We start from the raw sequence: 22576 nt of genomic DNA, 5'->3' as shown, positions 1-22576 counted from the left end.
GCGGCTCCACAGGGACATGGACCGGCGACCGGCAGTCGGAGGAGGAAACGTGGCAACACCCCCAGGCGGACGCCCGTATGACGGTGCTCACCAGAACCCGGGTGATCACTCTCAGAACCGCTTCAACTTCCCCTCCACGCCGAGCAGACAGGGCACCCAACAGCCTTACCAGCAGCCGCAGCAGCCGTACGACCCGTCGTACGACCAGCCGCAGCCGCGCATCCAGCCGGTGCAGCCGCGACGGGCGCCGGAGCCCGCTCCCGCGGCGCACAACCCCTTGGTGCGCCCGTACGCCATGACCGGCGGCCGTACCCGGCCGCGCTACCAGCTCGCCATCGAGGCACTGGTCAGCACCACGGCCGATCCCGCCCGGCTGCAAGGGCAGTTGCCCGAGCACCAGCGGATCTGCCGGCTCTGCTTCGAGATCAAGTCGGTCGCCGAGATCTCGGCACTTCTCACCATCCCCCTCGGCGTTGCCCGGATCCTCGTCGCCGACCTGGCGGAGGCCGGACTTGTCGCCATTCACCAGCCCGGCGGCGACGAGTCCGCCGGCGGCCAGCCAGCCGTGACACTGCTCGAAAGGGTGCTCAGTGGACTTCGCAAGCTCTAGCGGCGGTGCAGCCCGCTCAACCACCAGCGCGAAGATCGTGGTGGCGGGCGGCTTCGGCGTGGGCAAGACCACGTTCGTCGGCGCCGTCTCGGAGATCAACCCGCTGCGTACCGAGGCCGTGATGACGTCTGCGTCCGCGGGCATCGACGACCTGACCCACACCGGGGACAAGACCACCACCACGGTGGCCATGGACTTCGGCCGTATCACCCTGGACCAGGACCTGATCCTGTACCTGTTCGGCACGCCCGGCCAGGACCGCTTCTGGTTCATGTGGGACGACCTCGTCCGCGGCGCCATCGGCGCGGTGGTCCTGGTGGACACGCGTCGTCTCGCCGACTGCTTCCCCGCCGTCGACTACTTCGAGAACAGCGGCCTGCCGTTCGTCATCGCCCTCAACGGCTTCGACGGACACCAGCCGTACAACCCCGAAGAGGTCCGTGAGGCGCTGCAGATCGGCCCGGACACCCCGATCATCACGACGGACGCCCGCCACCGCGCGGATGCCAAGAGCGCGCTCATCACCCTGGTCGAGCACGCCCTGATGGCCCGCCTGCGGTAGCCGGTACCGCGGTCGCCTGTCCCTGCGGAAGCCCCCGCACTCCTATGGGAGTTGCGGGGGCTTCCCGCGTGTGCGGGGCGCCTGGGGGGTGGGTTTGTCCCCTACCCGCCCCTTCCCGAACTGGGGGCAAGCCCCCAGACCCCCGGACGCCCTTCGGGCGTGTCCTCAATCGCCGGACGGGCTGGATTCTCCTGCCCGTCGGGCGGGAAAATCCAGCCTCGCCGGCGTTTGAGGCGCGGGGTCTGGGGCGGAGCCCCAGTTACGCGAAGGGGCGGGTAGGGGGAACAAAAAAGACCCCAGCACCCGCACAGGCACTGGGGTCTTCGTACGCGGCGGGGGCTGGATCAGCCCTGCCAGCTGTGGGCCGTACGGAAGCCGGACTGGCGCTCCAGGCGGCGCCAGCCGGCCGCGGAGCGGCCACGGTGGGTCGGGACAGCGTCGGGCTGGGACGCCGCGCGGGCGAGCAGCACCGCGGTGATCGCGGCCAGCTCCTCGGGGTCGGCTTGACCCTTCTCCACGCGCAGCAGGGAGGAGGACGCAGAGGCCTCTGCAGGAGTGCTCATGGCTGTTCGGGCTCCAGACTCTTCGCAGGGTTACTGCGGGGGGTTGCCGTGCTTGCGCGACGGCAGGTCGGCGTGCTTGGTGCGGAGCATGGCGAGGGATGCGATCAGCACCTCGCGCGTCTCGGACGGGTCGATGACGTCGTCGACCAGGCCGCGCTCCGCGGCGTAGTAGGGGTGCATCAGCTCTGCCTTGTACTCCTTGACCATGCGCACCCGCATGGCCTCGGGGTCCTCGGCTTCGGCGATCTGCCTGCGGAAGATGACATTGGCGGCACCTTCGGCGCCCATCACCGCGATCTCGTTGGTCGGCCAGGCGTAGGTGAGGTCCGCGCCGATGGACTGGGAGTCCATGACGATGTAGGCACCGCCGTACGCCTTGCGCAGGATCAGCGAGATCCTCGGCACCGTCGCGTTGCAGTACGCGTACAGCAGCTTCGCGCCGTGCCTGATGATTCCACCGTGCTCCTGGTCGACGCCCGGCAGGAAGCCGGGGACGTCCAAAAGGGTGATGATCGGGATGTTGAAGGCGTCGCACATCTGCACGAAGCGCGCCGCCTTCTCGGAGGCCTCGATGTCCAGGACACCGGCCAGGGTCTGCGGCTGGTTGGCGACGATGCCGACCACCTGGCCGTCGAGACGGGCCAGTGCGCAGATGATGTTGCGGGCCCAGCGCTCGTGGATCTCGAGGTAGTCGCCGTCGTCGACGAGCTCCTCGATCACCTTGTGCATGTCGTACGGGCGGTTTCCGTCCGCCGGTACGAGGTCCAGGAGTACGTCGGAGCGCCGGTCGGCGGGGTCCTCGGCGTGTGCGACCGGTGGGTTCTCGCGGTTGTTGGAGGGGAGCATCGCCAGCAGGTAGCGGACCTCCGCGATGCAGGTCTCCTCGTCGTCGTACGCGAAGTGCGCGACGCCGGAGGTCTCGGCGTGCACATCCGCGCCGCCGAGCCCGTTCTGCGTGATCTCCTCACCGGTGACGGCCTTGACCACATCCGGTCCGGTGATGAACATCTGCGAGGTCTCACGGACCATGAACACGAAGTCCGTCAGCGCCGGCGAGTACGCCGCGCCGCCCGCGCACGGGCCGAGCATCACGCTGATCTGCGGGATGACACCGGACGCGCGGGTGTTGCGCTGGAAGATGCCGCCGTAGCCGGCCAGCGCCGAGACGCCCTCCTGGATACGGGCGCCGGCGCCGTCGTTCAGCGAGACCAGCGGCGCACCGGCCGAGATCGCCATGTCCATGATCTTGTGGATCTTCGTGGCGTGGGCCTCGCCCAGCGCGCCGCCGAAGATCCGGAAGTCGTGCGCGTAGACAAAGACCGTCCGGCCCTCGACCGTGCCCCAGCCGGTGATGACACCGTCGGTGTACGGCTTCTTGGCCTCCAGGCCGAAGCCGGTCGCCCGGTGCCGGCGCAGCTGCTCGACCTCCCTGAACGAACCCTCGTCCAGCAACAGCGCGATGCGCTCACGGGCGGTCAGCTTGCCCTTGGCATGCTGCGCCTGGGTGGCACGCTCGCTCGGCCCGCTCCGGGCCTGCTCGCGCAGATCGTGCAGCTCGGCCACACGCCCACGCGCGTCGCTCGGCTCGCTGGAGGTCTCGTCCAAAACGGTCATGCATCGACCCTACGGATCCGACCAAGAAAACCCTGCCGTCGACTCCGTACAGTCTCCGGAGCCATCTCCTGTCGGCCTTGAACAGAACCATTTCGCACTGCAGCCCAACTACCAGCTCAGGGCCTCCAAGCTTTGTGGAGGTTCAACAAGCCGTTCACCTGAGAGCCACCTCACAGTGCTGGGTGGCTCCGGCAGTCCCGGCAGCGATCCGCAGCCGCAGCGACGGGCCGGTGGCGAGCACTTCGACGGACGCGTCCTTGCTGGTCACCTTGCGCACGGGATGATTCCAGGTGATCTCCACAGGCGCTCCGGTACGCGGCGGCTCACTGATGTGGAGGGTTGCGGTGCGGCGATTACTCCGTACGAGGGCACTCGCCTCGGCCGTTGAAGTGAGCCGGCCCACCGTACCGGGCTGCCAGAAGTTCGCCGCGGTCAGTCCCAGGGAGCGGACGGACACGGCCTGGCACGCCCTGGTGTTGGCGAGGATCTCCAGCCAGTACTCGTCCCGGGCGCGGGCGGCGAGGGTGCGGCAGCTCGCGCCGGGCATCAGCAGATACACGTACGAAGCGTCCGCCGGGTCGGTGCCGTGGTCGAGCCAGAGGGTCTGGTAGCGGCGGGTGACGCGCTCGGTGGAGCTGGTGGTGTTGATGTCGCTCCAGGCGCCGGTCCGGTCCTCGCGCAGGGTGCGCAGCGGCTTCGTACCGTCCGGGAAGATCCAGCCGCCGTGGCCTTCGAGATGTGCCCAGCCGCGCCCGGCCGTGAAGTCGTTCGTACCGTCGGCGCCGAGGTTGCGGTTGTCCACGACCGTCTCGACGGGCACTCCGTCGGTGCTCGAGATGCCCGCGCCGAGGCAGACGACCGCGTCGGCGACGCAGAACCAGGACTTACGGGCCCGGAGGGTGGAGCCGAGGCCGAGCAGATGCTGGCCGACGGCCGCGAACTCGCCGTCGCTCGCGCCGCCCACCCATCTCGCGGCGGGCTTGGGCTCGCCCCACTCGCCGCCCGCCCGGTCGGCAAGTCGCTTGGTCGACACGGTCGTTCCGGGCAGCCGGTAAGGGTCGACGGTGGGCCAGAACCAGTTGGTGTACTGGTCCCCCGCCGCCTCGCCCGGCCACCAGTAGAGCATTCCGGCGCCGGTGTGCCAGCCGCGCGGATTCTCGCCGTTGCCGCACTCGTAGTACGCGATCCGCTCCGAGGCCATGGAGATGTTCGCGGCCCAGCCGGGCCGGCGGTGCACGGCCCGGTCCATCGCGGCGAAGAGCTGATGGCCGACCGGCTCGGGCGCGGCGGGCACGGGTGCGGCGGCGACCGCATAGAGCCGGGAGAGGTCGGCGACGCCGAACTGCCGGCCGGTGAGGATCGGCGTGGTGGTGTCCCGTTCGATCCAGCCCTTGATCCGGGCGTGCCAGCGGTCCCGCTCGGCGGCGGAGGCGCCGCCCGCGAGGAGCGCGATGGCGGCGATCAGCCCCTGCCCGTGGAAGTGGTCGCTGCGCATGATCCTGCGCTCGTCGCTCTTGAGGTAACCCCGGCTGACGGCACGGCCGTTGACGCTGTCCATCATCAGCCCGTTGTAGATCAGTGGCGCGTACGCGTGCTCGACGCTGTCCAGGATGATCTGCCGGTTCGGGTCGGTGACGGCCCAGGTCGAGCCGGCGAGCAGTGCGAAGAGGCGGCCGAGGCCGTCGAGCATCACCTGTCCGTACGTCCCGGAGTAGGCGACCCAGGTGTGCTGGACGAACGAGCCGTCGGCGTAGAGGCCGTCGCCCTTGGTGACGTAAGGGAAGACGGGCGAGAGGGCTTCGCGGGCCAGCGCGATCTTCCCGGGGGCTCTGCCGAGGACACCGCGCAGGGTGACGGAGCGGCAGAGGTCGACGCGGTTGGCGCCGGTGGATGTGCCGGTGTAGTCACCGAGCACGGCGTCGGGGATGAAGTGGTCGACGGCGGCGAAGGCCTGCGCCCGCCGGGTCTCGGTGAGCCGGTCGTGGAGGACGGCGACGATGTCCATGAGGAGGCGGGGGCTGCCGATCTGCCACTCCCACCAGTTGCCGTAGCGGGTGGTGGAGGGGTTGTAGATCCTCGCGGCGAGATGGTCGAGCCCGCGGATGATGTCGGCGAGGAGCCCGGCGTCGCCGGTGAGGCCGGTGCCCTGCTGCGCGTACGCCTGGGTCATGGTCCACAGGCGGCTGTAGCTCTGGGTGATGCCGGAGGGCGGGTCGAAGCGGTAGCCGGGCCACAGCGAGGTGTCGGTGGGGGCCATGGAGGCGCGGAATCCGGCGGCGAGCCTTCCGGTCTCGGCGAGGCGGGAGGCGTACGGCTCGGCGGTCGGGTCGTAGCCGGTGCCGAGGCCGATCTCCAGCCAGCGCAGCCGCAGGGTTTCGTACTCGTCGTCGTACTCGTCGTCGTACTCGTCGGCCATCGCATGTCCCGGAGAGGTGAAGGCAAGAGCGCTTGCTCCGGCGGTGGCGAGAAACATTCGGCGGGACCATGCGGGCGGCAGCGGCACGAGAGCCTCCGGAGCGGAAGTGGCGTAGACCGGTTGCCCGTTGGTCTAGCACGCACTTCTCCCCGCGTTCAATGGGCATGACAAGCGAGATGGAAAGCGCTTGCCCCTCGGTTTCCGTATTCCACACGAGGGACAAGCGCCGCTCAAGGGACACGCCGTGGCTCCGCCCCGGAACCCGTGCCTCAACCGCCGGCGAGGCTGAAGGAGCCGGCCCGCGGTGCGCCTCGGTTACCTACCGCACCGGAAGCGCGCACTCCCCCAGTCGGCGTGGTCATTGCCGTTCCCGTCGCCGCCGTCGCCGACGACCAGGTCGGCATAGGACGCTCCGGTGAGGTCCGCGGTGAGCGACCAGGCGGCGTCGGCGGCCTTCAGGACCGCGACCTCACCTTCTCGGCACCGTCGGCAAGCACGCTGAACTGCACGCTGCCGCGCGCCGTCTGGACATCGTCCACGCCCACCTCCGCGGTGAAGGAGGTGCACTTCCCGCCCAGGTAGTAGCGGACCTTCGCCGGTGCGTGCGAGCCGAGGCCCTTGGCGTACGCCACTCCACCGATCCTCAGCGGGCTGCCGTCGCCCGTCCCCGTCTCGCCGTTGGACAGATCGCGCTCGACCGGGCCCCAGCCGTTCTCCGCGGCCGTCCAGTCGATGTCGCTCGCCCAGACATCCGCGGTGGGCGGCGGCGGAAGGGTGCGTACGGACGTCTCCGCGCCGAGCTTCCGCGCCGTACCGCCGACCGTGTACGAAGCCTGCGAACCGAGCGTGTACGTCTGGTACTTGGCGTCCGCCGGCGGTGTGACCTGCCAGCTGCCGGTGGCCTTGGCTCCGGGCGCCACCGAGTCGGCGGAGACCGGGCCCGCGGGCTCGGCCGTCCAGCCCTCGGGCAGTGCGAGGCTCAGTGCGACACCGGTCGCGGGCTGCGCCTCGTAGTTGGTGAACGTGGCCTTGACCTCGTTCTTCCGGCCGGGTTCCAGCGTCTCGGCGGCCGGTTCGACGGTGAGCGTCCCGCACGCCGCCTGCTCGGCGGCCGGACCGAGGTCGGTCACGGTGAAGCCGTCGAGGACGAAGTCCGCCCCGTCCGGGGCGTCGCCGCGCTTGCGCAGCCCGGTCCAGGTGTCGCCACAGCCCGCCGTGACGGTCTCGGTGAAGTGGCCCGTGGCCTTCCCCCGGCTACCGCTGGGAGGTGCCCCCTGCTGTCCGATCGGTGTACGGCGGGTCTCGACGGAGGCCGGGACCCCGTCGGCGCCGATCCGGTCGTAGCCGGTGACCCACTCGTACGCGCCCGCGTGGCTCGACTGGTAGTCGTACTCCACCCGGTAGCTGTGCCCGTTCCTCATCGGGACGGTCCAGGGCGCGGTGCGGTAGACGAGACCGGCGTTCTCCTCGTGGGACTTGAGGGACTCCGCGCCGCTCAGCACGTCGTCGACGAGCTTTCCGTTCCAGCCGGCCTGGGTGTACGGCGCGTGCTTCTGCGCGATGTGCGTGCGCGGGTCGGTGACGCCGCCCGCGTCGCCTTTGAGGAAGGGGCCCCAGCCCTGGTCGACAGCCTCGAAGTCCTCGTACGCGACCGTGCCCGGTCCGGCCGCCGGAGCGTTCCTGACCACGCGTATGTCGTCGACGCGAACGGTCGCCGTACTGCCGCCCGCCGCCTCGATCCTGAGAGTGGCGGCGGAACCGCGCGGCGCGGTGAAGTTCACCTTGGCGCGCTGGAAGTAGGTGCCGTGCCGGTCGGAGGCGGCGACCTGGTCCTTCGCGGTCGAGCGTTCGACGGCCACGGACGCGCCACCGGCGGACAGGGTCGTACGGCGCTCCTTGCCCGGCTGGACCTCGATCCAGGCGGACGCGGTGTAGCGGGCGCCCGGCGTGAGTCCGGTCAGCCGCTGGGAGACGGAGGCAGTGCCGCTGCCGCTCAGTACGCCGCTGTTGCGGCCCTGGTCGTCGGTGTGGCGGGCGACCGTGCCCCGCTTGGTCCAGGCGGCCGTCCCGGCGTCGTTGAAGCCTGGGTCGGCGACCGGGCCGCCCTGGCCCCACTGCGGGTCCCGCGGGGCGGGCGCGCGGTCCGGGTAGAGGACGTACGGCTGTCCTGCGGCCGCGGTCAGCGTGATCCGACCGTCCACGGGCCGTACGGTGCCGGTCTTCACACGCCCGTTGTCGGTCAGCTTGTACACGGTGTACGACGCCGCGCCGGTCACGGCCCAACTGCTGCTGCCACCGGCCTTGTTGTAGTGGTACAGCTTCTTGCCGCCGTCCCACGGCAGCAGATAGCGGTCGCCGTCCAGGACCTTGCGGCCGTGGTCGTAGAACGTGCGGCGGCCGTCCTCGACCGTGCCGCGCAGGCCGCCCGTGAACGCCAGGTCATTGCCGGTCCAGCGGGTGATCCGCTCATGCTGGAGGTACTTGGCGGGCAGATCACGCTGCCAGACATTGCCGTAGAAGGCGTTCCAGTCGGTCTCGCCGGTCCAGCCCTCGAAGTCCTCGAGGGCCGTCTGGCCCAGGACCGGATGGTTGTTCCAGACGTCCTTCTCACCGTTGCGGATGAACCGGATGATCTGCGAGTTGAGGCCCTTGTTGGTGGGCCCGCCGTAGTCCAGGTCATTGGCCCAGTGCGACCAGAGCGAGGCCCGCTCGAACTTGTCGGCCCACTCGGTGCCGACGTTCCAGCCCTGCGCCTGCACGGCCTGCATCGTCCTGTCGGCGATCCAGCCGTGGGTGTAGTAGACGTCGATGTAGAGGAAGGAGAGATTGCGGTCGGTCTCGTTCCGCAACTGCTGGAATCTGCGCGCCAGATCACCGCTGTTGATGTCCCGGCGCTGGTCGATGTAGTAGCTCTGGTTCAGCCAGTTCCAGCCGGGTTTGGTCTTGTCGACGAGGCTCTCGCTGAAGTGGTGCGCCTCGGGGTACGACTCGGTGGCGTTCACATGCACGCCGAAGGTCGCGCCCCACTTCTTGCCGTCCTTGAGCAGCGTATTGAGGTCCGTGAGGCCGCCGGCGCGCTTGTTGTAGTTGCCGCCGTAGTCCGGGTGCGCCGAGTCGTGGCCCTCGGAGCCGTACCCCTTGAGCACCGCCAGCTGCCCCAGTCCGTCCGTGGCGAGCGAGATCCGCTTGACGTCGTCGAGGGTCCGCAGGAAGGGGTGCGTGGCCTGGCTGGCGAAGTTGAAGGGGATATGCGTGATCACGCGGTCGGGCGTCTGCCCGCTGCCCGGCGCCTTGACCCCGATCGCGCGGAAGGCGACCGCGCCGTCCTGCCAGTCGACCTTGTGGTCGCCGTTGGCGTCGGGCGTGACGACGACCCTCGCCCAGGGGAGGTCCTTGCCGCTCTCCGGGCGCGCAGCGCCACTCCCCCGGTAGGTCCACTGTCCGGACCATACGCCGACGCGCGTGGTGCCGTCGGCTGCCTTGCGGGCCTGGTGCCAGAAGCGGGCGTCGTCGCCACGGGTCGCGCCGCCCGGCTTGTCGTAGCTGGAGTTGGACTCGACGGCCGCGGCCAGCCGTCCCGTGTTGACCAGTGCGTACGAGGCCCCGACCGGTGCGGGGTCCGGCGCCGTCTCCGCCGTCACCTTGCCGAAGACGTCGGCGGTCCTCGTCGAGTCCGGGTCGAGCCGGGTGAAGGCGGTCTCGGCGCCGGCGTCCGTACTGCCGACCGAGACCAGATCATGGCCGGGGATGTCCATGGTGCCGACGCGGAAGGCCTCGGTGTCCCGGACGGCGGTGACCTTGAACGCAGTGGTCCGGCCGGAGACGGAGAGCGTCGCGTCGATCTCGACGCCGGGCAGATCGGCGAAGGCGAGGGTGTAGGCGGCGCTCGACGCCGTGACGGCGGGCTCGCCCTTCAACCGCACGGTGTACGCCTTGCCGTTGAGGGTGACCGCGGTCACCGGAGCCGTACTCCCGAGAAGCTCGGCTCCGCCGGCACGGTCGGTGTACGAGACCACCCTCGGGAAGTCCTTGGCTACGGCGACCGAGAGCTGGGCGGAGCCGATGACGACGGGGGCTTCGTCCTCGGCCGCGGCCGTCGCCGCCGCGGGGACAGCGGCGGCCGGGAGTGCGGGCCCGGCCAGGGCGAACACGGCGGATGAGGCGGCGACGAGCGCGCACGCCGCATGGAGTCTTCGTGGCATGGGGACTGCGTAGTCCTCCGCTCTCACGACCGTCAACGAAGTCGTGCGCCGAGGCGACCAGTAGTCCAACAACCCCGGCGCGTTAGTCCAAGTCGCCCACGGCAGCGTCAACTTATGAATCGGCCAAGATTTTGAGAGCGCTCTCAGTCACAACTATTGACGCCCGTCCCGGCCATGGCGAGAGTGGTGGACACCCCCCACGAGTACAGGAGTTCATCCGTGATATCCCGCCGAATGTTCCTTTCCGGCACCGCTGCTGCCGCGACAGCGCTCACCTACCCGACCTGGGGAAGCGCTCTCAGCCCGCACGCCAAGGCCGCGCCCTCCACCTGCGAACTGGCCGTGGAGAACAAGTCGTTGCCCGGCACGGTCAACGCGTACGTCACCGGCCATGAGCAGGGCACCGGACGCTGGGTGCTGCTCCGTCCGGGCGGCGGTGTCTACTACCCCGAGTCCCCGTCCGCGCCGCAGACCCCGCTCCCCGTCGACTGCGCCATCCCGCTGCGGCCGGCCGGTGCGGGCCCGGTGGTGCTGACCCTGCCGCAGATGTTCGGCGCCCGCGTCTACTTCGTACGCGACAACAAGCTCAACTTCTTCGTCAACCCCGGCCCTGCCCTGGTCGAGCCGGCTTTCGCGACCCCCGCCGACGCCAACTACGGCCGCACCTGGTCCTTCGCGGAGTTCACCTTCAACCCGACGCAGCTGTACGCCAACATCAGCTATGTCGACCTGGTGACCGCACTCCCGATCGGTCTCACGCTGACCGGCGATGCCACCCACAAGGTCGCGGCTCTCCCGAACGGCGCGCTGCAGAAGATCGCCGACGGCCTTGTCGCCCAGGCGGGCCGCGACGGCCAGCCCTGGGACAAGCTGGTCATCCGCGGCTCCGACGGCCAGGTGCTGCGGGTGATCTCACCGCAGAACCTGATGGCTCCGTTCTTCGACCGCCCGGCGGAGATGCCCTTCCGGAACGTCTTCGACAACTACATCAACCAGGTCTGGCAGAAGTACCGCTCGACCGATCTGCGGATCGATCTGCAGGGCGGGCGGGGCGTACGCACCGGGCGCGTCAACGGCGACGTCATGACCTTCACCGGCGGCCACACCTTCGCCAAGCCGACCTCGAAGGACATCTTCACCTGCAATCACGGCCCGTTCGCCAACAACCCCGGTGACCCGGACGACAAGAAGGGCCTGCTGGCCAGGCTCGCCGCGGGCTTCAACCGGACGACCCTGCTGACCCACCCCGACCAGCCGAACAGCGCAACCTCGGCCGACTACTACCAGGATCCGGCCACCAACCACTGGTCGCGCGTGCTGCACGCCAACACCCCGATCGGCTACGCCTTCCCGTACGACGACGTCCGTCCGGACGGCCAGCCGGATGTCTCCGGCGCGGCGTTCGACGGCAACCCGCGGCGCTTCACGCTGACGGTCGGTTCCTGACGACTCGGGTCCCCGTCGGGGCTCCGCCCCGAACCCCGCGCCTCAATCGCCGACAGGGCTGGTTTTCCCGCCGGTCGGCCCGGAGGTTCGGGCCGACCGGCGGAAAGAGGCCGTCCGGCGATTGAGGACAACGCCCGAAGGACGTACGAGACATCGGGCGCAGCCCCGGTTACGGGAAGGTGCGGGTGTCCGGCCGCCATGGGGGGACGGCCGGACACCCGCCCGGGCGAATCCCCAGTTCAGCAGCCGCCGCAGTTGTAGTAGATGACGTCCCAGTGGCTGCCCTCGTCCGCGTAGACGTTCCCGGAGCCGGACCTCCACTGCGGGGCGCCGTCACCAGGACGCGCGCCGATGTAGCTGAAGGTGTTCTTGATGTAGTTCGTGACGCAGGTCGACTTGGCGTAGTCGAGCTTGTAGCCGTTCCAGTGCGAGTACGTACCACCCGCGTGCCCGGTCTCGGTGCCGCCGGTGATGTTGAGCGCACAGCCGGTCGCGCTCTTGAGGGTCTGCGCTCCCTTCGCCGTCGCGAGGTTGAGCTGCTCGAAGGACGTACACGTCGGATTGTTGCGGTCGGAGCAGCCGCCCGACGAGGACCAGGTGATCCCGGACGAGCGGAACATCGAGGTCGCCGTGGCATGGCTGATCTTGGTGGCGGCGTTCGCTTCGGTCGCGCCGCTGATGACACCGAATCCGGGCGCGAAGAGCGCACCTGAGAGGAGCGCGAGTGCGCTCAGAGCGGAGCGGACTTTCATGGCGGGGGATCCCTCCTGCTGATGACCGTTGTGACCGTGCTCTCCGGTGGGACGGCTGTGCAGGTGGCGCAGGGAGATGGTGCCCGAGATCTACGCGCGTCCGCCAGAGGGCTGCCGCGTCGGTGGAGTGAACCTCTCGAGAAGATGTTGAACTTTGAACGGAATAGGTCTACTGTTGGTGTCGTTGAACCTTAAACAACACGCCACCACGTCCCCCAAGGAGTGCGTCATGGGTCTCTTCAACCGCAAGACCGACACCACCACCACCGCGACCGCCACCACCGTGGTGGACCCGGCGCTCGCCGCTCTGACCGGCGAGTACAGCATCGACCCCGCCCACAGCAGCATCGGCTTCACGGTGCGCCACGCCATGGTCACCAATGTCCGCGGCTCGTTCGGCGACTTCTCCGGCAGCCTGCAGCTGAACGGCACCGACCCCCACCACTCCACCGCCGAGATCGACGTCAAGATCACCAGCATCGACACCGGGATCGCCGACCGCGACGGCCACCTGCGCAGCGGCGACTTCTTCGAGGCGGAGAAGTACCCGCTGATGACCTTCCGTTCGACGCAGGCGGAGCAGCTCGGCGGCGACTCGTACCGCATCACCGGTGACCTGACGATCAAGGACGTCACGCGCCCGCTCGCCATCGACCTGGAGTTCAACGGCTCCGCCACCGATGTGTACGGCAACGAGCGCGTCGGCTTCGAGGGCAGCGCCGAGATCCTCCGCTCCGACTGGGGCCTGACCTGGAACGCGGCGCTGGAGACCGGCGGCGTGATGGTCAGCGACAAGGTCAAGCTCACCTTCGACATCTCGGCGATCAAGGCCGCGCCGCAGGTCTGACCCCGTAGGCCCGACCGCGCGGACCCGACCGGTCTGCCTGCCACACGAGCGCGCCCGTCCTGCCGTCCCCACGGCCGGGCGGGCGCTCGGTCATGTCTGGTTCGCTTCAGAGACCGTTGGTGTAGAGGAGCCGGTTGGGCGAGCCTTCGCCGGCGTTGCCGAGAACGTCCTTGGTGGACCCGTCCTCGAGCCAGGCGGCCAGTTGCTTCGGGAGTGCCTTCGGGTGCTTCGCCGCGTAGAGAGCCGCGACGCCGGCGACATGGGGAGAGGCCATGGACGTGCCCGTCAGGGCGACGCTGCCACCGAAGAAGTTGGCCGAGACGATGTCGACGCCGGGCGCGTAGAGCGACAGGCACTCGCCGAAGTTGGAGAAGTCGGTCTCGTCGTCGTCGCGGTCACTCGCGCCGACGGCCACCACGCGGTCCGCGGACGCGGGCGAGACGTCGCAGGCGTCCGCGGATTCGTTGCCCGCCGCGACGATCGGGAGGACACCGCTGTCCGAGACGGCGGTGACGGCCTTGTTCACCGCGACCGACTTCTCACCGCCGATGGAGGCGTTGAGGACGGCCGGATGCTTGGCGTGGGCGGCCACCCAGTCCAGTCCGGCGATAACACTCGACCAGGTGCCCGAGCCCAGGCAGTCGAGGACCCGGATGCTGACGAGGGAGGCCGCGCGCGCCACGCCGTACGTCTTGCCTGCGACCGTGCCCGCGACATGGGTGCCGTGGCCGTGGCAGTCCCGCCCTTCCCATCCGTCTCCGACGGAGTCGTAGCCGAGCTTGGCGCGGCCGCCGAACTCGGTGTGGTCGAAGTCGATGCCGGTGTCGAGGATGTAGGCGGTGGCGCCCCGGCCGCTGCTCTTCGGGGTGAAACTGTTGTCGAGCGGCAGGTTGTGCTGATCGATACGGTCCAGGCCCCAGGACGCCGGTGCCGACAAGGCCGCGGCCGACAGGGCCGCTGCCCGGGTGTGGCTGCCCGTGGATCCCAGCACCGAGACCGCGGCGTCCTCCTCGACCGCCACGACCCCGGGGGTGGAGCGCACTTGGTCGAGCTGAAGCGGGCTGAGCGCGGCGGCGAATCCGCGCATCGCCGATGTGTAGGTGAACAGCGGCTCCACGCCGGCCAGGCCCGTCATCGACTCCGAGTCGACGCCCTTGCCGAGGGTCACGATGTAGCGACCCGGCACGGCATTCGCCGAGCGGTACAGGGTGGCGGGGGCGGCGTGCTCGTCGGACGCCTGGGCGGACTGGGAAGACGCGGACATGAGTCCGGCCGCCACCAAGGCAGCGGTGAGGGCGGCCGCCGCGAAGGCTGTGAGCCTCGTTCTCTTGCGCATGGGCACGAGGAAACACAGAAAGACGATCATAATCAATTACCCAGCGTAGCGATTTGCGACTTTCTGTAGCGGATTTGAGATGGATCCGCCACCAGGGCGAACTCGCACCACACCGTCTTGCCCGGGCTGCGCTCACCCACTCCCCACTTGTCCGCCAGCGCCGCGACGAGGAGGAGGCCGCGGCCGCCCTCGTCGTCCGGGTGCGGCGGCGACAGCCGTACGCACCCGTCGCCGCTGTCGTGGAGCTCGACGCGCAGGACGCCGTCCGCATGCAGGAACAGGTGCAGCCGGAAGCCGCGGCCCGGCGGCACACCGTGCATCAGCGCGTTGGTGGCCAGCTCACTCACGCAGAGCAATACGTCGTCCGCCCTGTCGGCCGTGGCCCAGTCGGTCAGCGCCTGCCGGGTGAACTCCCTGGCCGCGGAGACGGACCGGCGGTCCCGGCGGTAGAACGCCTCGCGGAAGTACGGAAGTTGGGGTTCGTCGTTCATGCGGCCACTGTCACAGGGAGTCACTACTATGGATCAGTGCGTCAGGTCGTACAGCCGAGTTGTACGACTCGTGACGGGTCGTACGCGTCCCGCGACGGGAAGGGGGAGCGCATGCACCCAGCCAGAAGGACCAAGAGGATCACCTCTTGGCATGTGATCGGCGCCCAGCTCGCGACCTTCCGCAAGGCGGCCCGGATGACCCAGGCCGAGCTGGCGACGCAGTTCTGCGTGGGCGAGGACACGATCGCCTCGATCGAGCAGGGGCGCAGGGCGCTCAAGCTGGATCTCGCGATCGCGCTCGATGAACTGCTCGACACGAAGAGGGCGTTGCAGACTGCGGTGGACAAGGTGCCGGAGCGGGAGCGGTATCCGGCGTTCGCGCAGGACTTCATCGACCACGAGCAGGAGGCGCTGACCCTGCTCTGGTACGAGAACCAGGTGGTTCCGGGTCTGTTGCAGACCGAGGACTACGCCCAATCCGTCTTCTCCTGCCTCTATCCACCGATCAGGACAGAGGACGCCGAGGAGCGGCTCTCGGCACGACTCGATCGGCAGAAGGTCTTCGACCGAAAGCCGTGGCCTCCGATGATGAACTTCCTTATCGAGGAGGTCATCCTGCATCGGCCCATCGGCGGCCGGGAGGTGCTGCGGGAGCAGATCCGCCATCTGCGGCGTTGCGCTGAACTCCCTTTCCTGGGACTGCAGATCATGCCGACTGCACGGGAGAAGCACGCTGGGCTTAACGGCCCCATGGTTCTGCTGGAGACCCCCGAACACGATCAACTGGCCTATATGGAGGGGCAACGGGTCAGCTTCCTCGTCGATGACGCCGACGAGGTCAGTGTCCTCCAGCAGAAATATGGGATGCTGCGATCACAGGCCCTCACCCCCGAGGAGAGCATGGGTCTGCTGGACGATCTGGCAGGAGAGTAATGAATCCCGCAGTACTGATCTGGTTCAAGTCCAGCTACAGCGGCAGCGAAGGCGGCGCCTGCGTCGAAGTCGCCTACGACTGGCAGAAGTCGAGCTACAGCGGTGACGAGGGCGGCGCCTGCGTCGAAGTCGCCACCCACCCCCTCGCCGTCCACATCCGCGACTCCAAGAACCCCACCGGCCCCGTTCTCACCGTCGCTCCGGCCGCCTGGGCGACCTTCGTCGCCGAGCGCTGACTAGGGCGACAGGGCGATACCGAGGGAGTCGGCGCCCATGGGCTTCGGTGCGCCCTTCTCGTAGAAGACGTCGAGTTCGGTAATCGTGAACCCTGCGGCCGCCAGCATGTCGACGGTCGGCCGGGTGAGGTGACATCCGGCGAAGATCCGCTTGTTCAGTGGTTCGAGCCGCCGTTGCCAGCGGCGCACGTTCTCGTCCTCTTCCGGGGCCAGCCCGTGTTCGAGAAAATGCAGAGTCCCGCCGGGCTTGAGGACGCGCCGCACCTCACGCAGAGCGGCCCCTGCATCGGGGATGGTGCAGAGCGTCCAGGTGGAGAGAGCGGCGTCAAAGCTGTCGTCCTCGAAGGGCAACGCCTGGCCGTCCAGACCGGCGCGCTGCACCGGGACGGTTGCCGCCCTGATGCGTTCCCCGGCGAGTTGCCATCCGACATCGGACGGCTCGACCGCGGTCACGCCGGTGACGGCCGCCGGGTAGAAGGGGACGTTGTGCCCCGAACCGAATCCGATCTCGATCACTTCACCCTGCAGGCCCTCGCAGACTCGGCGTCGTAGCGGTGCGACCAGCTTCGTCCCGCAGGCGACGTCGACGATCCGCGGCACGATTCGCTGGGCATAGAACCCCATCGCGACCTCCGTGGCTCACTTCCAGCATGGCACCGGCACGGCCCCTGGAGGGACCGTGCCGCTGAGCATGCCAGGGCGCTAGAAGCCGCCGCCCCCGTCGAACCCGCCACCACCACCGTCGAAGCCGCCTCCACCCCCGAAGTCGCCGCCGCCGAAGTCGGAGGAGTTGAAGTCGGCGCCCGAGTAGTCGCCGCCGCTGAAGTCCCCGCCGCCGTAGTCGGCCGCGTAGGCCGGTGTGGAGAGCATGTTGCCGAGCAGCGTGCCCACCAGCAGGCCGGGCAGGATTCCGCCGCCGAAGTAGCCGCCGGCCCAGGGGCCGTACGCCGGTCCCGCCTCCCAGTACGGGCGGCGGCCGGAATCCGTCTCGACCGTGCGGGCCATCGGGTCCTCGCCGTCCTCGAGACGGGCGGCGTCGGCGGCACACACCGGGACCTCACGGGTGGCTGCGCCGGCCGGCGTCCAGGAGGCGTCGGCGACCGAGGGGCCGTGGCGCGGGTCGAAGAAGCACGGCGCCCGGCGCTCCGGCACCGCCACACCCATACGACGTGCGTCCAGGACCGCCAGCGAGTACCGGCCGTCGTCCAGGGCCTGGGTGACTCCGCGTACATCACCGGGATGCTCCGCGGCTCCCATCAGCGACTTCGATTTGTCGTACGAGTCGAGTGCGCGCTCGTAGTCGGCGCGCATCGCATCGGTCGCGCCCTTCTCCGAGGGGTGGAAGTCGAGTCGGTCCAGCTCCTCGCCGAAAGCCGTGATGTCCTCGTCGACGACCACACGGAGCTTGTCGAGGGCGGCCCGCTCCTCCTCGGCCTTCTTCCGGCGGTTGCGTCGGACGACGGTGTAGGCGCCCGCGCCGCCGGCGACCAGGACCACGCCGAGCGTGATCAGGGAGCCCATGTTCGAGCCCTGGTCGGGGCTCGCGCCCCAGGAGGAGGGGGCGCTGCCGCGTGCCTGGGGCAGGGCCTGGTCGACAAAGTTGTTCAGCTGGGTGACGGCGTCGGCGCCCGGGGGCGTCTTGACCGCCGTGACCAGGTTCCGTACGGCCTGGTTGCTCATGACGCTGCGGTCCGCGCCCGCGTTGAATCCGTTGCCGAGGCGGATCGCGTACACGCCGGTGACACCGGTCTCGGTACGGATGTTCCGCAGGACCGAGCCCGGCGGGAACTCCGCGCTGTTGGGCAGGACGGCCACGAAGACCGGCTTGTCCGCGTCCTTGATCTTCTTGGCGAGGGCGTTTGCGTCGGCCTTGGACAGCTGGCCGGAGACGCGTGGGTCCACGTAGACGGGGCCCTTCTTCAGCGCCGCGGCCACGGTTTCGGGGCCGGTGGCCGCCTGTGCTCCCGGCGCCGCCACGAGGGCGGTCGCCGAGAACGCAAGGAGCAGACCGGACACTGCGGTGAACAGCCTGGTCTTCATACTGTCGACGCTACCTGAATAGGCGCGAATCGGGACAAGCGCGGAGCCTTACGCCTGCGGTGGGCCCTTCCCCTACCCGCCCCTTCCCGTAACTGGGGCTCCGCCCCAGACCCCGCTCCTCAAACGCCGGAGGGGCTGAATTTGTACGCCAGCGTCAGCTTCGCCACCGCCCCCGTCAGGTCCCCGGTCAGCAGAAGGTGGTCCGCTTCGGCGAAGGGCTTCGCCGAAGCCTCGGTGATGTGCTGGCCGATCCCCTCCTGGGCGATCAGGCGGGCCTGCGAGACCAGCGCACGGGCTTCCGGGGAGTCCGCCCGGCCCGCCGCCTCAAGGATCCTTGCCGCGACGGCGATCGCTTTGAGGGTGAGCACCCCGCCCGTCGGCGGCTTCTTGAGCGTGGTCAGACCCCAGCCGTACGGGTACTGCGGGTCGTACGCCTTGTCCCCGACATTGATCGGCAGCTGCGCCTGGGACTTCGGCCAGGTGACCGGGAGCTGTCCGGTGAAGGCCTTCCTGCCGTAGAGGACGTCGGCGACGCCGTCGCCCTCCGTGCCCGGGAGCCAGGAGGCGACAAGGGCGTCGATGTCGCCGAGGCGGTCGCCGATGAGCTGGGGGCGGCCGGAGACGATCAGCACGGCGCACTTCATCGCGGCACAGACCTTGTCGACGGCGGCCTTGTCGGCGGCGCTCAGCTCCAGGTCGTGGCCGTTGCCGACATCGCCGACGCCCTCGGCGTACGGGGTCTCGCCGACCACGACCACGCCGACGTCATGGCCGTCGGTGGGCGCGGAGGCGTCCTTGGAGTAGGTGACCGCGTCGGGAGCGGCCTTCTTGATGCCTTCCAGGATGGTCGTACCCGTGGTGATCTTTCCGGAGGAGCCCTGCCAGGTGATGGTCCAGCCGCCGGCCTGGTTGCCGAGGTCGTCGGCGTTGGACCCGGCGACGTACACCTTCTGGGTCGGCTTCAGCGGCAGTACAGCGCCGTCGTTCTTCAGCAGGACCTGGGACTTGGCTGCGGCCTCACGCGCCACGGCGCGGTGTGCGGCCGAGCCGATCTCCGGCAGGTTGGAGGTGTCCGCGTACGGCTTCTCGAAGAGACCCAGGGCGAACTTCTGGGTCAGGATCCGGGACACCGCGTCATTGATCCGGGCCTCGGAGACACGGCCCGCGTTGACCTCGTCCTGCAGGGTCCTGTGGAAGTCCGGGTAGTTCGTCGGAACCATGATCATGTCGAGTCCGGCATTGACGGACGTACGGACGTCGCTCGGGTAGTCGCCGGGAATCTGGTCGATCGCCTGCCAGTCGCTGATGACGAAGCCCTTGAAGCCCATACGGTCCTTCAGCACACCGTTGATCATCTCCGCACTGGCGTGCATCTTCACCGGGCCCTGGTCGTCGCCGAGGATGTCCAGCGAGGAGTACGAGGGCATCACCGTGCCGGTGCCGCGCTTCACCGCCTCTGCGAACGGCGCGAGGTGCACTGCTTCCAGCTCCTGCCGGGTGACCTTCGTGATGCCCTGGTCGATCGTGTACGAGCCGGTGGAGGACGAGCCGAATTCCGTACCGCCGTCGCCGACGAAGTGCTTGGCGGTGGCCAGCACCTTGTCATTGCGGCCGAGGTCCTTGCCCGACGGTGCGCCCTGCATGCCCTTGATCACCGTCTCCATGGCGGTGACCAGGGCCGGGTCCTCGCCGAAGGCCTCGTAGGAACGGCCCCAGCGCTCGTCGCGGGTGACGCAGAGACAGGGCGCGAAGTCCCATGGAATGCCGGTGGCGCGTACTTCCTTCGCTGTCACCGCGCCGGCCTTCTCGGCGACGGACGGGTCGCGGGTGGCCCCGATGCCGATGTTGTGCGGCATGATCGTCGACCCGATGACATTGTTGTGGCCGTGCACCGCGTCCACGCCGTAGATCAGCGGGATCTGGAACCGCGTTGCCTGGGCGCGCAGTTGGTAGGCGTCGACCATCTTCGCCCATGCCTCGGGGGCGTTGGGGGTGGGCACCGAGCCGCCGCCGGAGAGCAGCGAGCCGAGGCCGTAACCGGCGATGTCGCCCTGCGACTTGAGGGCGTTGCGCTCGGCCTGGGTCATCTGACCGGCCTTCTCCGCGAGGGACATCCGGGAGAGGAGGTCGGCGACGCGCTTCCTCACCGGGAGGCGCTTGTCGAGATACGGCAGGCCGTGGGCGTCCACGACGACCTGGGGGGTCTCGGCCGGGGGCTTGGCGCCGGTGACCGTGAGCTTCAGCGGGATCGTCTCCGCGGACTCGGCCGTGCGGTCCTTCTTCGTGGTCACGGCGACGGTCCGGGACGTGCCGGAAGCAGAACCGGCCGGGAAAGTGACCGTGCCGGAGACCGGTGTGTAGTCCGTGCCCGTTTCGGCGGTGCCGCCCTCGGTCGTGTACGCCACGGTGACGGGCTCGTCGATCGGCCCGGATCCGGTGGTGGCGACGGAGATCTTCACCTGTGCGGTGCCGCCCTCGGCCACCGGGTACACGGCGGCGTCGGTGACAACGTTTGCCTTCAACGCCGGGTCTGCCTTGCCGTACAGCTGCACGCCGTCCATGGCGAACCTGCCGGGCGCGCCGGTCGGCAGGGTGAGCGCGTACCCCCACATCTCGTTGAGGCCGAGGATGTGGTCGATGCCGCCGACCGGCTGGTAGTCGGCGCGGTAGACGAAGTCGGCGAAGGGGATCTCGACGAGGTGCCAGCCCTCCCAGTCGTCGGTGAAGGACGTGGTCCACAGCTCGGAGGCCTCGCCGTTGGCGCCGCCGTCCTTCAGCTCGAAGTTGATCCGCTTGCCGGATCCGGGCGGCAGCGGGGCGGTGTTCTGGCCGAACCACCAGAAACGGATGCCTTTGTGCGCGGTCCAGTCGCGGGCGGGCTTGTCGAAGGCGAAGTCGTGGGTGAGTCCGCCCCAGCCACTGATGTCGTAGGTGCCTTCGAGGACCTTGGCGCCCTCGGGGGCGTCGGCGCGCTCCTTGAACTCCAGCTTGGGCTGGTCGTCGGCGTCGCTGCCCCAGGTGAAGATCCCCTCGGCCGGGGGGTTGGCGAAGGGGACCTCCCCCTCGAAGGCGTCGACGGTGACGGGTGCGGGGTCGTCGGCGGCGGCGCTCGGAACGGCTGCGGCGAGGAGGCCGGTGAGTACGGCGGTCGCGGCGAGCACGGCGGTTCCGGCTCTGGTTCCGGCTCCGGCTCTGGCTCTGGTTCTGGTTCCGGCTCTGAGGCGTGGCATTGCGGCTCCTTCAGTGCGGGTCACGGTTGCGTGCGGTCCTGTACGGCCTGTCGGCCGTGTCCTCGATCGCCGGACGGGCTCGACAAGCCCGTCGTCATGACGACGGCGCGGATCGGCGGACGATCAACTCGGTGGGCAGGATGACGGGTTCATGGGGAGCGACCGTGCCGCCGAGATGGGCCAGCAGCATCCGCGCCGCCGTCTCGCCCATCTCCCGCATGGGCTGGCGGACGGTGGTCAGCGGGGGCTCGGTGTGCTGGGCCATGGGGATGTCGTCGAAGCCGACGACGGCGATGTCGTCCGGCACGGACCGGCCCGCGGCACGCAGCGCCCGCAGCGCCCCCGCAGCGCTGAGGTCGTTGTGCGCGAAGACCGAGTCGAAGTGCCTGCCCGTGGCGAGTTGCCGCTCGACCGCGAGCCGTCCCGACAGTTCGGTGAAGTCCCCCTCCGCGATCAGCTCGGTCGGCAGGACCTCGAGGAACCCCTCGAGCCGGTCCTGTACGCAGCCGAAGTGCCGGCGGCCGGTGACGATCAGGGGGCGGCTGCGGCCCGCCGCCAGCAGATGGCCGGCGGCCGACGCACCGCCCTCGCGGTTGGTCGTGGCGACGGACGGGAACTCCGGGTGGTGGCCTCGGTCGTCGATCAGGACGACCGGGAGTCCCTTGCGGTGCATCGCGGTGATGGTGTCGAGGGTGTTCTCGGGTTCGACGACGAGGAGGCCGTCGAAGGCGCGGGCGGAGACCTGACTGGTGAAGTGCTCGACGGACTCGGCGCCTCGGTTGCAGGTGAAGAGCAGCAGCCCGTATCCGGCGGCCTCGACGGTGTCCACGACTCCCTGGAGTACTTCGCCCATCCAGGGCCAGGTGAGCGGGGGCGTCAGCATGCCGACCGTACGGCTGCTGCCGCGGGCCAGACCGACGGCCCCCAGGCTGGGCACATAGCCGAGGCTTGCGATCACTTCACGAACGCGGGCGGCCGTGCCGGCGTCGACTTCGCCCTTGGTGTTCAGGACGCGGGACACGGTGGTCTTACTGACGCCCGCCTCACGTGCGACATCGGCGATGGTGACGGGCATTCCGGGTCCTCCGCGTCGAGGTCTGGAACCGGTGCCGGAACCGGTACCGGTGGTGCGCGGCGAGTCAACTCGTACCGGGTCCTGTCGTCAAGACTTCACACCGAGATCGGCCGAATCCCAAGTTCCAGGCAGGTGCGGGGTGTTGTGTGTTCAGGCTCTGAATGCGCAAACCCTTGACGGCTGTACGCGGTGGCAGTTCACTCACGCCTCGTCCCCCACACCA

The 22576-nt window shown here is 69.3% G+C and carries 16 protein-coding genes and 1 pseudogene; 6 read left to right on the top strand and 11 right to left on the bottom strand.

The genetic code is table 11. The annotated features are described in order from the left end of the window. Positions 1-49: 49 nt before the first annotated feature. Together OG735_RS30205 and OG735_RS30200 are read left to right on the top strand one after the other, a co-directional pair. A complete protein-coding gene (locus OG735_RS30205; RefSeq protein ID WP_327326294.1) occupies positions 50-610 on the top strand; it encodes a DUF742 domain-containing protein in 561 nt (186 codons plus the stop codon). Then, a complete protein-coding gene (locus tag OG735_RS30200; protein WP_050791473.1) occupies positions 591-1172 on the top strand; it encodes a GTP-binding protein in 582 nt (193 codons plus the stop codon). The genes OG735_RS30205 and OG735_RS30200 overlap by 20 nt, the downstream gene beginning before the upstream one ends. A gap of 344 nt (positions 1173-1516) precedes the next feature. On the opposite strand, the gene OG735_RS30195 is transcribed toward OG735_RS30200, so the two are convergent. The 4 genes and pseudogenes from OG735_RS30195 to OG735_RS30180 all read right to left on the bottom strand — a co-directional run bounded on the left by OG735_RS30195 (position 1517) and on the right by OG735_RS30180 (position 9967). Further along, a complete protein-coding gene (locus OG735_RS30195; RefSeq protein ID WP_327326293.1) occupies positions 1517-1735 on the bottom strand; it encodes an acyl-CoA carboxylase subunit epsilon in 219 nt (72 codons plus the stop codon). Between the two features lie 30 nt (positions 1736-1765). Further along, positions 1766-3349: an acyl-CoA carboxylase subunit beta gene (locus OG735_RS30190; protein WP_327326292.1), complete on the bottom strand. Its 1584-nt coding sequence runs from the start codon at positions 3347-3349 to the stop codon at positions 1766-1768. Between the two features lie 154 nt (positions 3350-3503). After that, entirely contained in the window at positions 3504-5822 is a 2319-nt protein-coding gene (locus OG735_RS30185) for a polysaccharide lyase 8 family protein (RefSeq protein ID WP_327326291.1), read from the bottom strand. Positions 5823-6080: 258 nt separating this feature from the next. Continuing rightward, positions 6081-9967, bottom strand: a pseudogene (locus OG735_RS30180) (endo-alpha-N-acetylgalactosaminidase family protein). A 234-nt stretch (positions 9968-10201) separates the two neighbouring features. Between OG735_RS30180 and OG735_RS30175 the strand changes: the two are divergent. Beyond that, positions 10202-11413, top strand: a complete 1212-nt coding sequence (locus tag OG735_RS30175) for a glycoside hydrolase family 64 protein (protein WP_327328508.1) — start codon at positions 10202-10204, stop codon at positions 11411-11413. A gap of 239 nt (positions 11414-11652) precedes the next feature. Here the strand turns inward: OG735_RS30175 and OG735_RS30170 are convergent, their stop codons facing one another. Beyond that, complete coding sequence (locus OG735_RS30170; protein ID WP_327326290.1) at positions 11653-12165, bottom strand: hypothetical protein; 513 nt, start codon at positions 12163-12165, stop codon at positions 11653-11655. Positions 12166-12394: 229 nt separating this feature from the next. Here OG735_RS30170 and OG735_RS30165 point away from each other — a divergent pair, with 229 nt between their 5' ends. After that, a complete protein-coding gene (locus tag OG735_RS30165; protein WP_327326289.1) occupies positions 12395-13012 on the top strand; it encodes a YceI family protein in 618 nt (205 codons plus the stop codon). 106 nt (positions 13013-13118) lie between these two features. Here the strand turns inward: OG735_RS30165 and OG735_RS30160 are convergent, their stop codons facing one another. Both OG735_RS30160 and OG735_RS30155 read right to left on the bottom strand, forming a co-directional pair. Beyond that, positions 13119-14348: a S8 family peptidase gene (locus OG735_RS30160; RefSeq protein WP_327326288.1), complete on the bottom strand. Its 1230-nt coding sequence runs from the start codon at positions 14346-14348 to the stop codon at positions 13119-13121. A 32-nt stretch (positions 14349-14380) separates the two neighbouring features. Continuing rightward, complete coding sequence (locus OG735_RS30155; RefSeq protein ID WP_327326287.1) at positions 14381-14839, bottom strand: ATP-binding protein; 459 nt, start codon at positions 14837-14839, stop codon at positions 14381-14383. Between the two features lie 111 nt (positions 14840-14950). On the opposite strand from OG735_RS30155, the gene OG735_RS30150 reads away from it, so the two are divergent. Together OG735_RS30150 and OG735_RS30145 are read left to right on the top strand one after the other, a co-directional pair. Beyond that, the gene (locus tag OG735_RS30150) at positions 14951-15772 is read left to right on the top strand and encodes a helix-turn-helix domain-containing protein (RefSeq protein ID WP_327326286.1); all 822 of its coding nucleotides are present in this window, start codon (positions 14951-14953) and stop codon (positions 15770-15772) included. Beyond that, entirely contained in the window at positions 15772-16008 is a 237-nt protein-coding gene (locus OG735_RS30145; RefSeq protein ID WP_327326285.1) for a DUF397 domain-containing protein, read from the top strand. The genes OG735_RS30150 and OG735_RS30145 overlap by 1 nt, the downstream gene beginning before the upstream one ends. On the opposite strand, the gene OG735_RS30140 is transcribed toward OG735_RS30145, so the two are convergent. The 4 genes from OG735_RS30140 to OG735_RS30125 form a co-directional block, all read right to left on the bottom strand. Next, on the bottom strand, positions 16009-16632 hold the full coding sequence (locus OG735_RS30140; RefSeq protein ID WP_327326284.1) for a class I SAM-dependent methyltransferase: 624 nt from the start codon (positions 16630-16632) through the stop codon (positions 16009-16011). A gap of 78 nt (positions 16633-16710) precedes the next feature. After that, entirely contained in the window at positions 16711-18048 is a 1338-nt protein-coding gene (locus OG735_RS30135; protein WP_327326283.1) for a hypothetical protein, read from the bottom strand. A 119-nt stretch (positions 18049-18167) separates the two neighbouring features. Beyond that, a complete protein-coding gene (locus tag OG735_RS30130; RefSeq protein ID WP_327326282.1) occupies positions 18168-21278 on the bottom strand; it encodes a glycoside hydrolase family 3 N-terminal domain-containing protein in 3111 nt (1036 codons plus the stop codon). 94 nt (positions 21279-21372) lie between these two features. Beyond that, positions 21373-22353 carry a LacI family DNA-binding transcriptional regulator gene (locus OG735_RS30125; RefSeq protein ID WP_327326281.1) on the bottom strand — a complete coding sequence of 327 codons (981 nt, stop codon included), beginning with the start codon at positions 22351-22353 and terminating at the stop codon, positions 21373-21375. Between the last annotated feature and the right edge of the window lie 223 nt (positions 22354-22576).

It is taken from the genome of Streptomyces sp. NBC_01210, from assembly GCF_036010325.1.
Lineage (GTDB): Bacteria > Actinomycetota > Actinomycetes > Streptomycetales > Streptomycetaceae > Streptomyces.
The sequence above is the reverse complement of the archived record's forward strand: the minus strand, read 5'-3'. Positions and strand labels throughout refer to the sequence as shown.

Bases quoted from the DNA above. Each gene is read 5' to 3' on its own strand.
- OG735_RS30170 (WP_327326290.1), bottom strand. From the start codon at position 12,165: ATGAAAGTCCGCTCCGCTCTGAGCGCACTCGCGCTCCTCTCAGGTGCG.
- OG735_RS30140 (WP_327326284.1), bottom strand. From the start codon at position 16,632: ATGGGGTTCTATGCCCAGCGAATCGTGCCGCGGATCGTCGACGTCGCC.
- OG735_RS30195 (WP_327326293.1), bottom strand. From the start codon at position 1,735: ATGAGCACTCCTGCAGAGGCCTCTGCGTCCTCCTCCCTGCTGCGCGTG.
- OG735_RS30175 (WP_327328508.1), top strand. From the start codon at position 10,202: ATGTTCCTTTCCGGCACCGCTGCTGCCGCGACAGCGCTCACCTACCCG.
- OG735_RS30165 (WP_327326289.1), top strand. From the start codon at position 12,395: ATGGGTCTCTTCAACCGCAAGACCGACACCACCACCACCGCGACCGCC.
- OG735_RS30125 (WP_327326281.1), bottom strand. From the start codon at position 22,353: ATGCCCGTCACCATCGCCGATGTCGCACGTGAGGCGGGCGTCAGTAAG.
- OG735_RS30155 (WP_327326287.1), bottom strand. From the start codon at position 14,839: ATGAACGACGAACCCCAACTTCCGTACTTCCGCGAGGCGTTCTACCGC.
- OG735_RS30160 (WP_327326288.1), bottom strand. From the start codon at position 14,348: ATGCGCAAGAGAACGAGGCTCACAGCCTTCGCGGCGGCCGCCCTCACC.
- OG735_RS30185 (WP_327326291.1), bottom strand. From the start codon at position 5,822: ATGTTTCTCGCCACCGCCGGAGCAAGCGCTCTTGCCTTCACCTCTCCG.
- OG735_RS30190 (WP_327326292.1), bottom strand. From the start codon at position 3,349: ATGACCGTTTTGGACGAGACCTCCAGCGAGCCGAGCGACGCGCGTGGG.
- OG735_RS30150 (WP_327326286.1), top strand. From the start codon at position 14,951: ATGCACCCAGCCAGAAGGACCAAGAGGATCACCTCTTGGCATGTGATC.
- OG735_RS30130 (WP_327326282.1), bottom strand. From the start codon at position 21,278: ATGCCACGCCTCAGAGCCGGAACCAGAACCAGAGCCAGAGCCGGAGCC.
- OG735_RS30145 (WP_327326285.1), top strand. From the start codon at position 15,772: ATGAATCCCGCAGTACTGATCTGGTTCAAGTCCAGCTACAGCGGCAGC.
- OG735_RS30135 (WP_327326283.1), bottom strand. From the start codon at position 18,048: ATGAAGACCAGGCTGTTCACCGCAGTGTCCGGTCTGCTCCTTGCGTTC.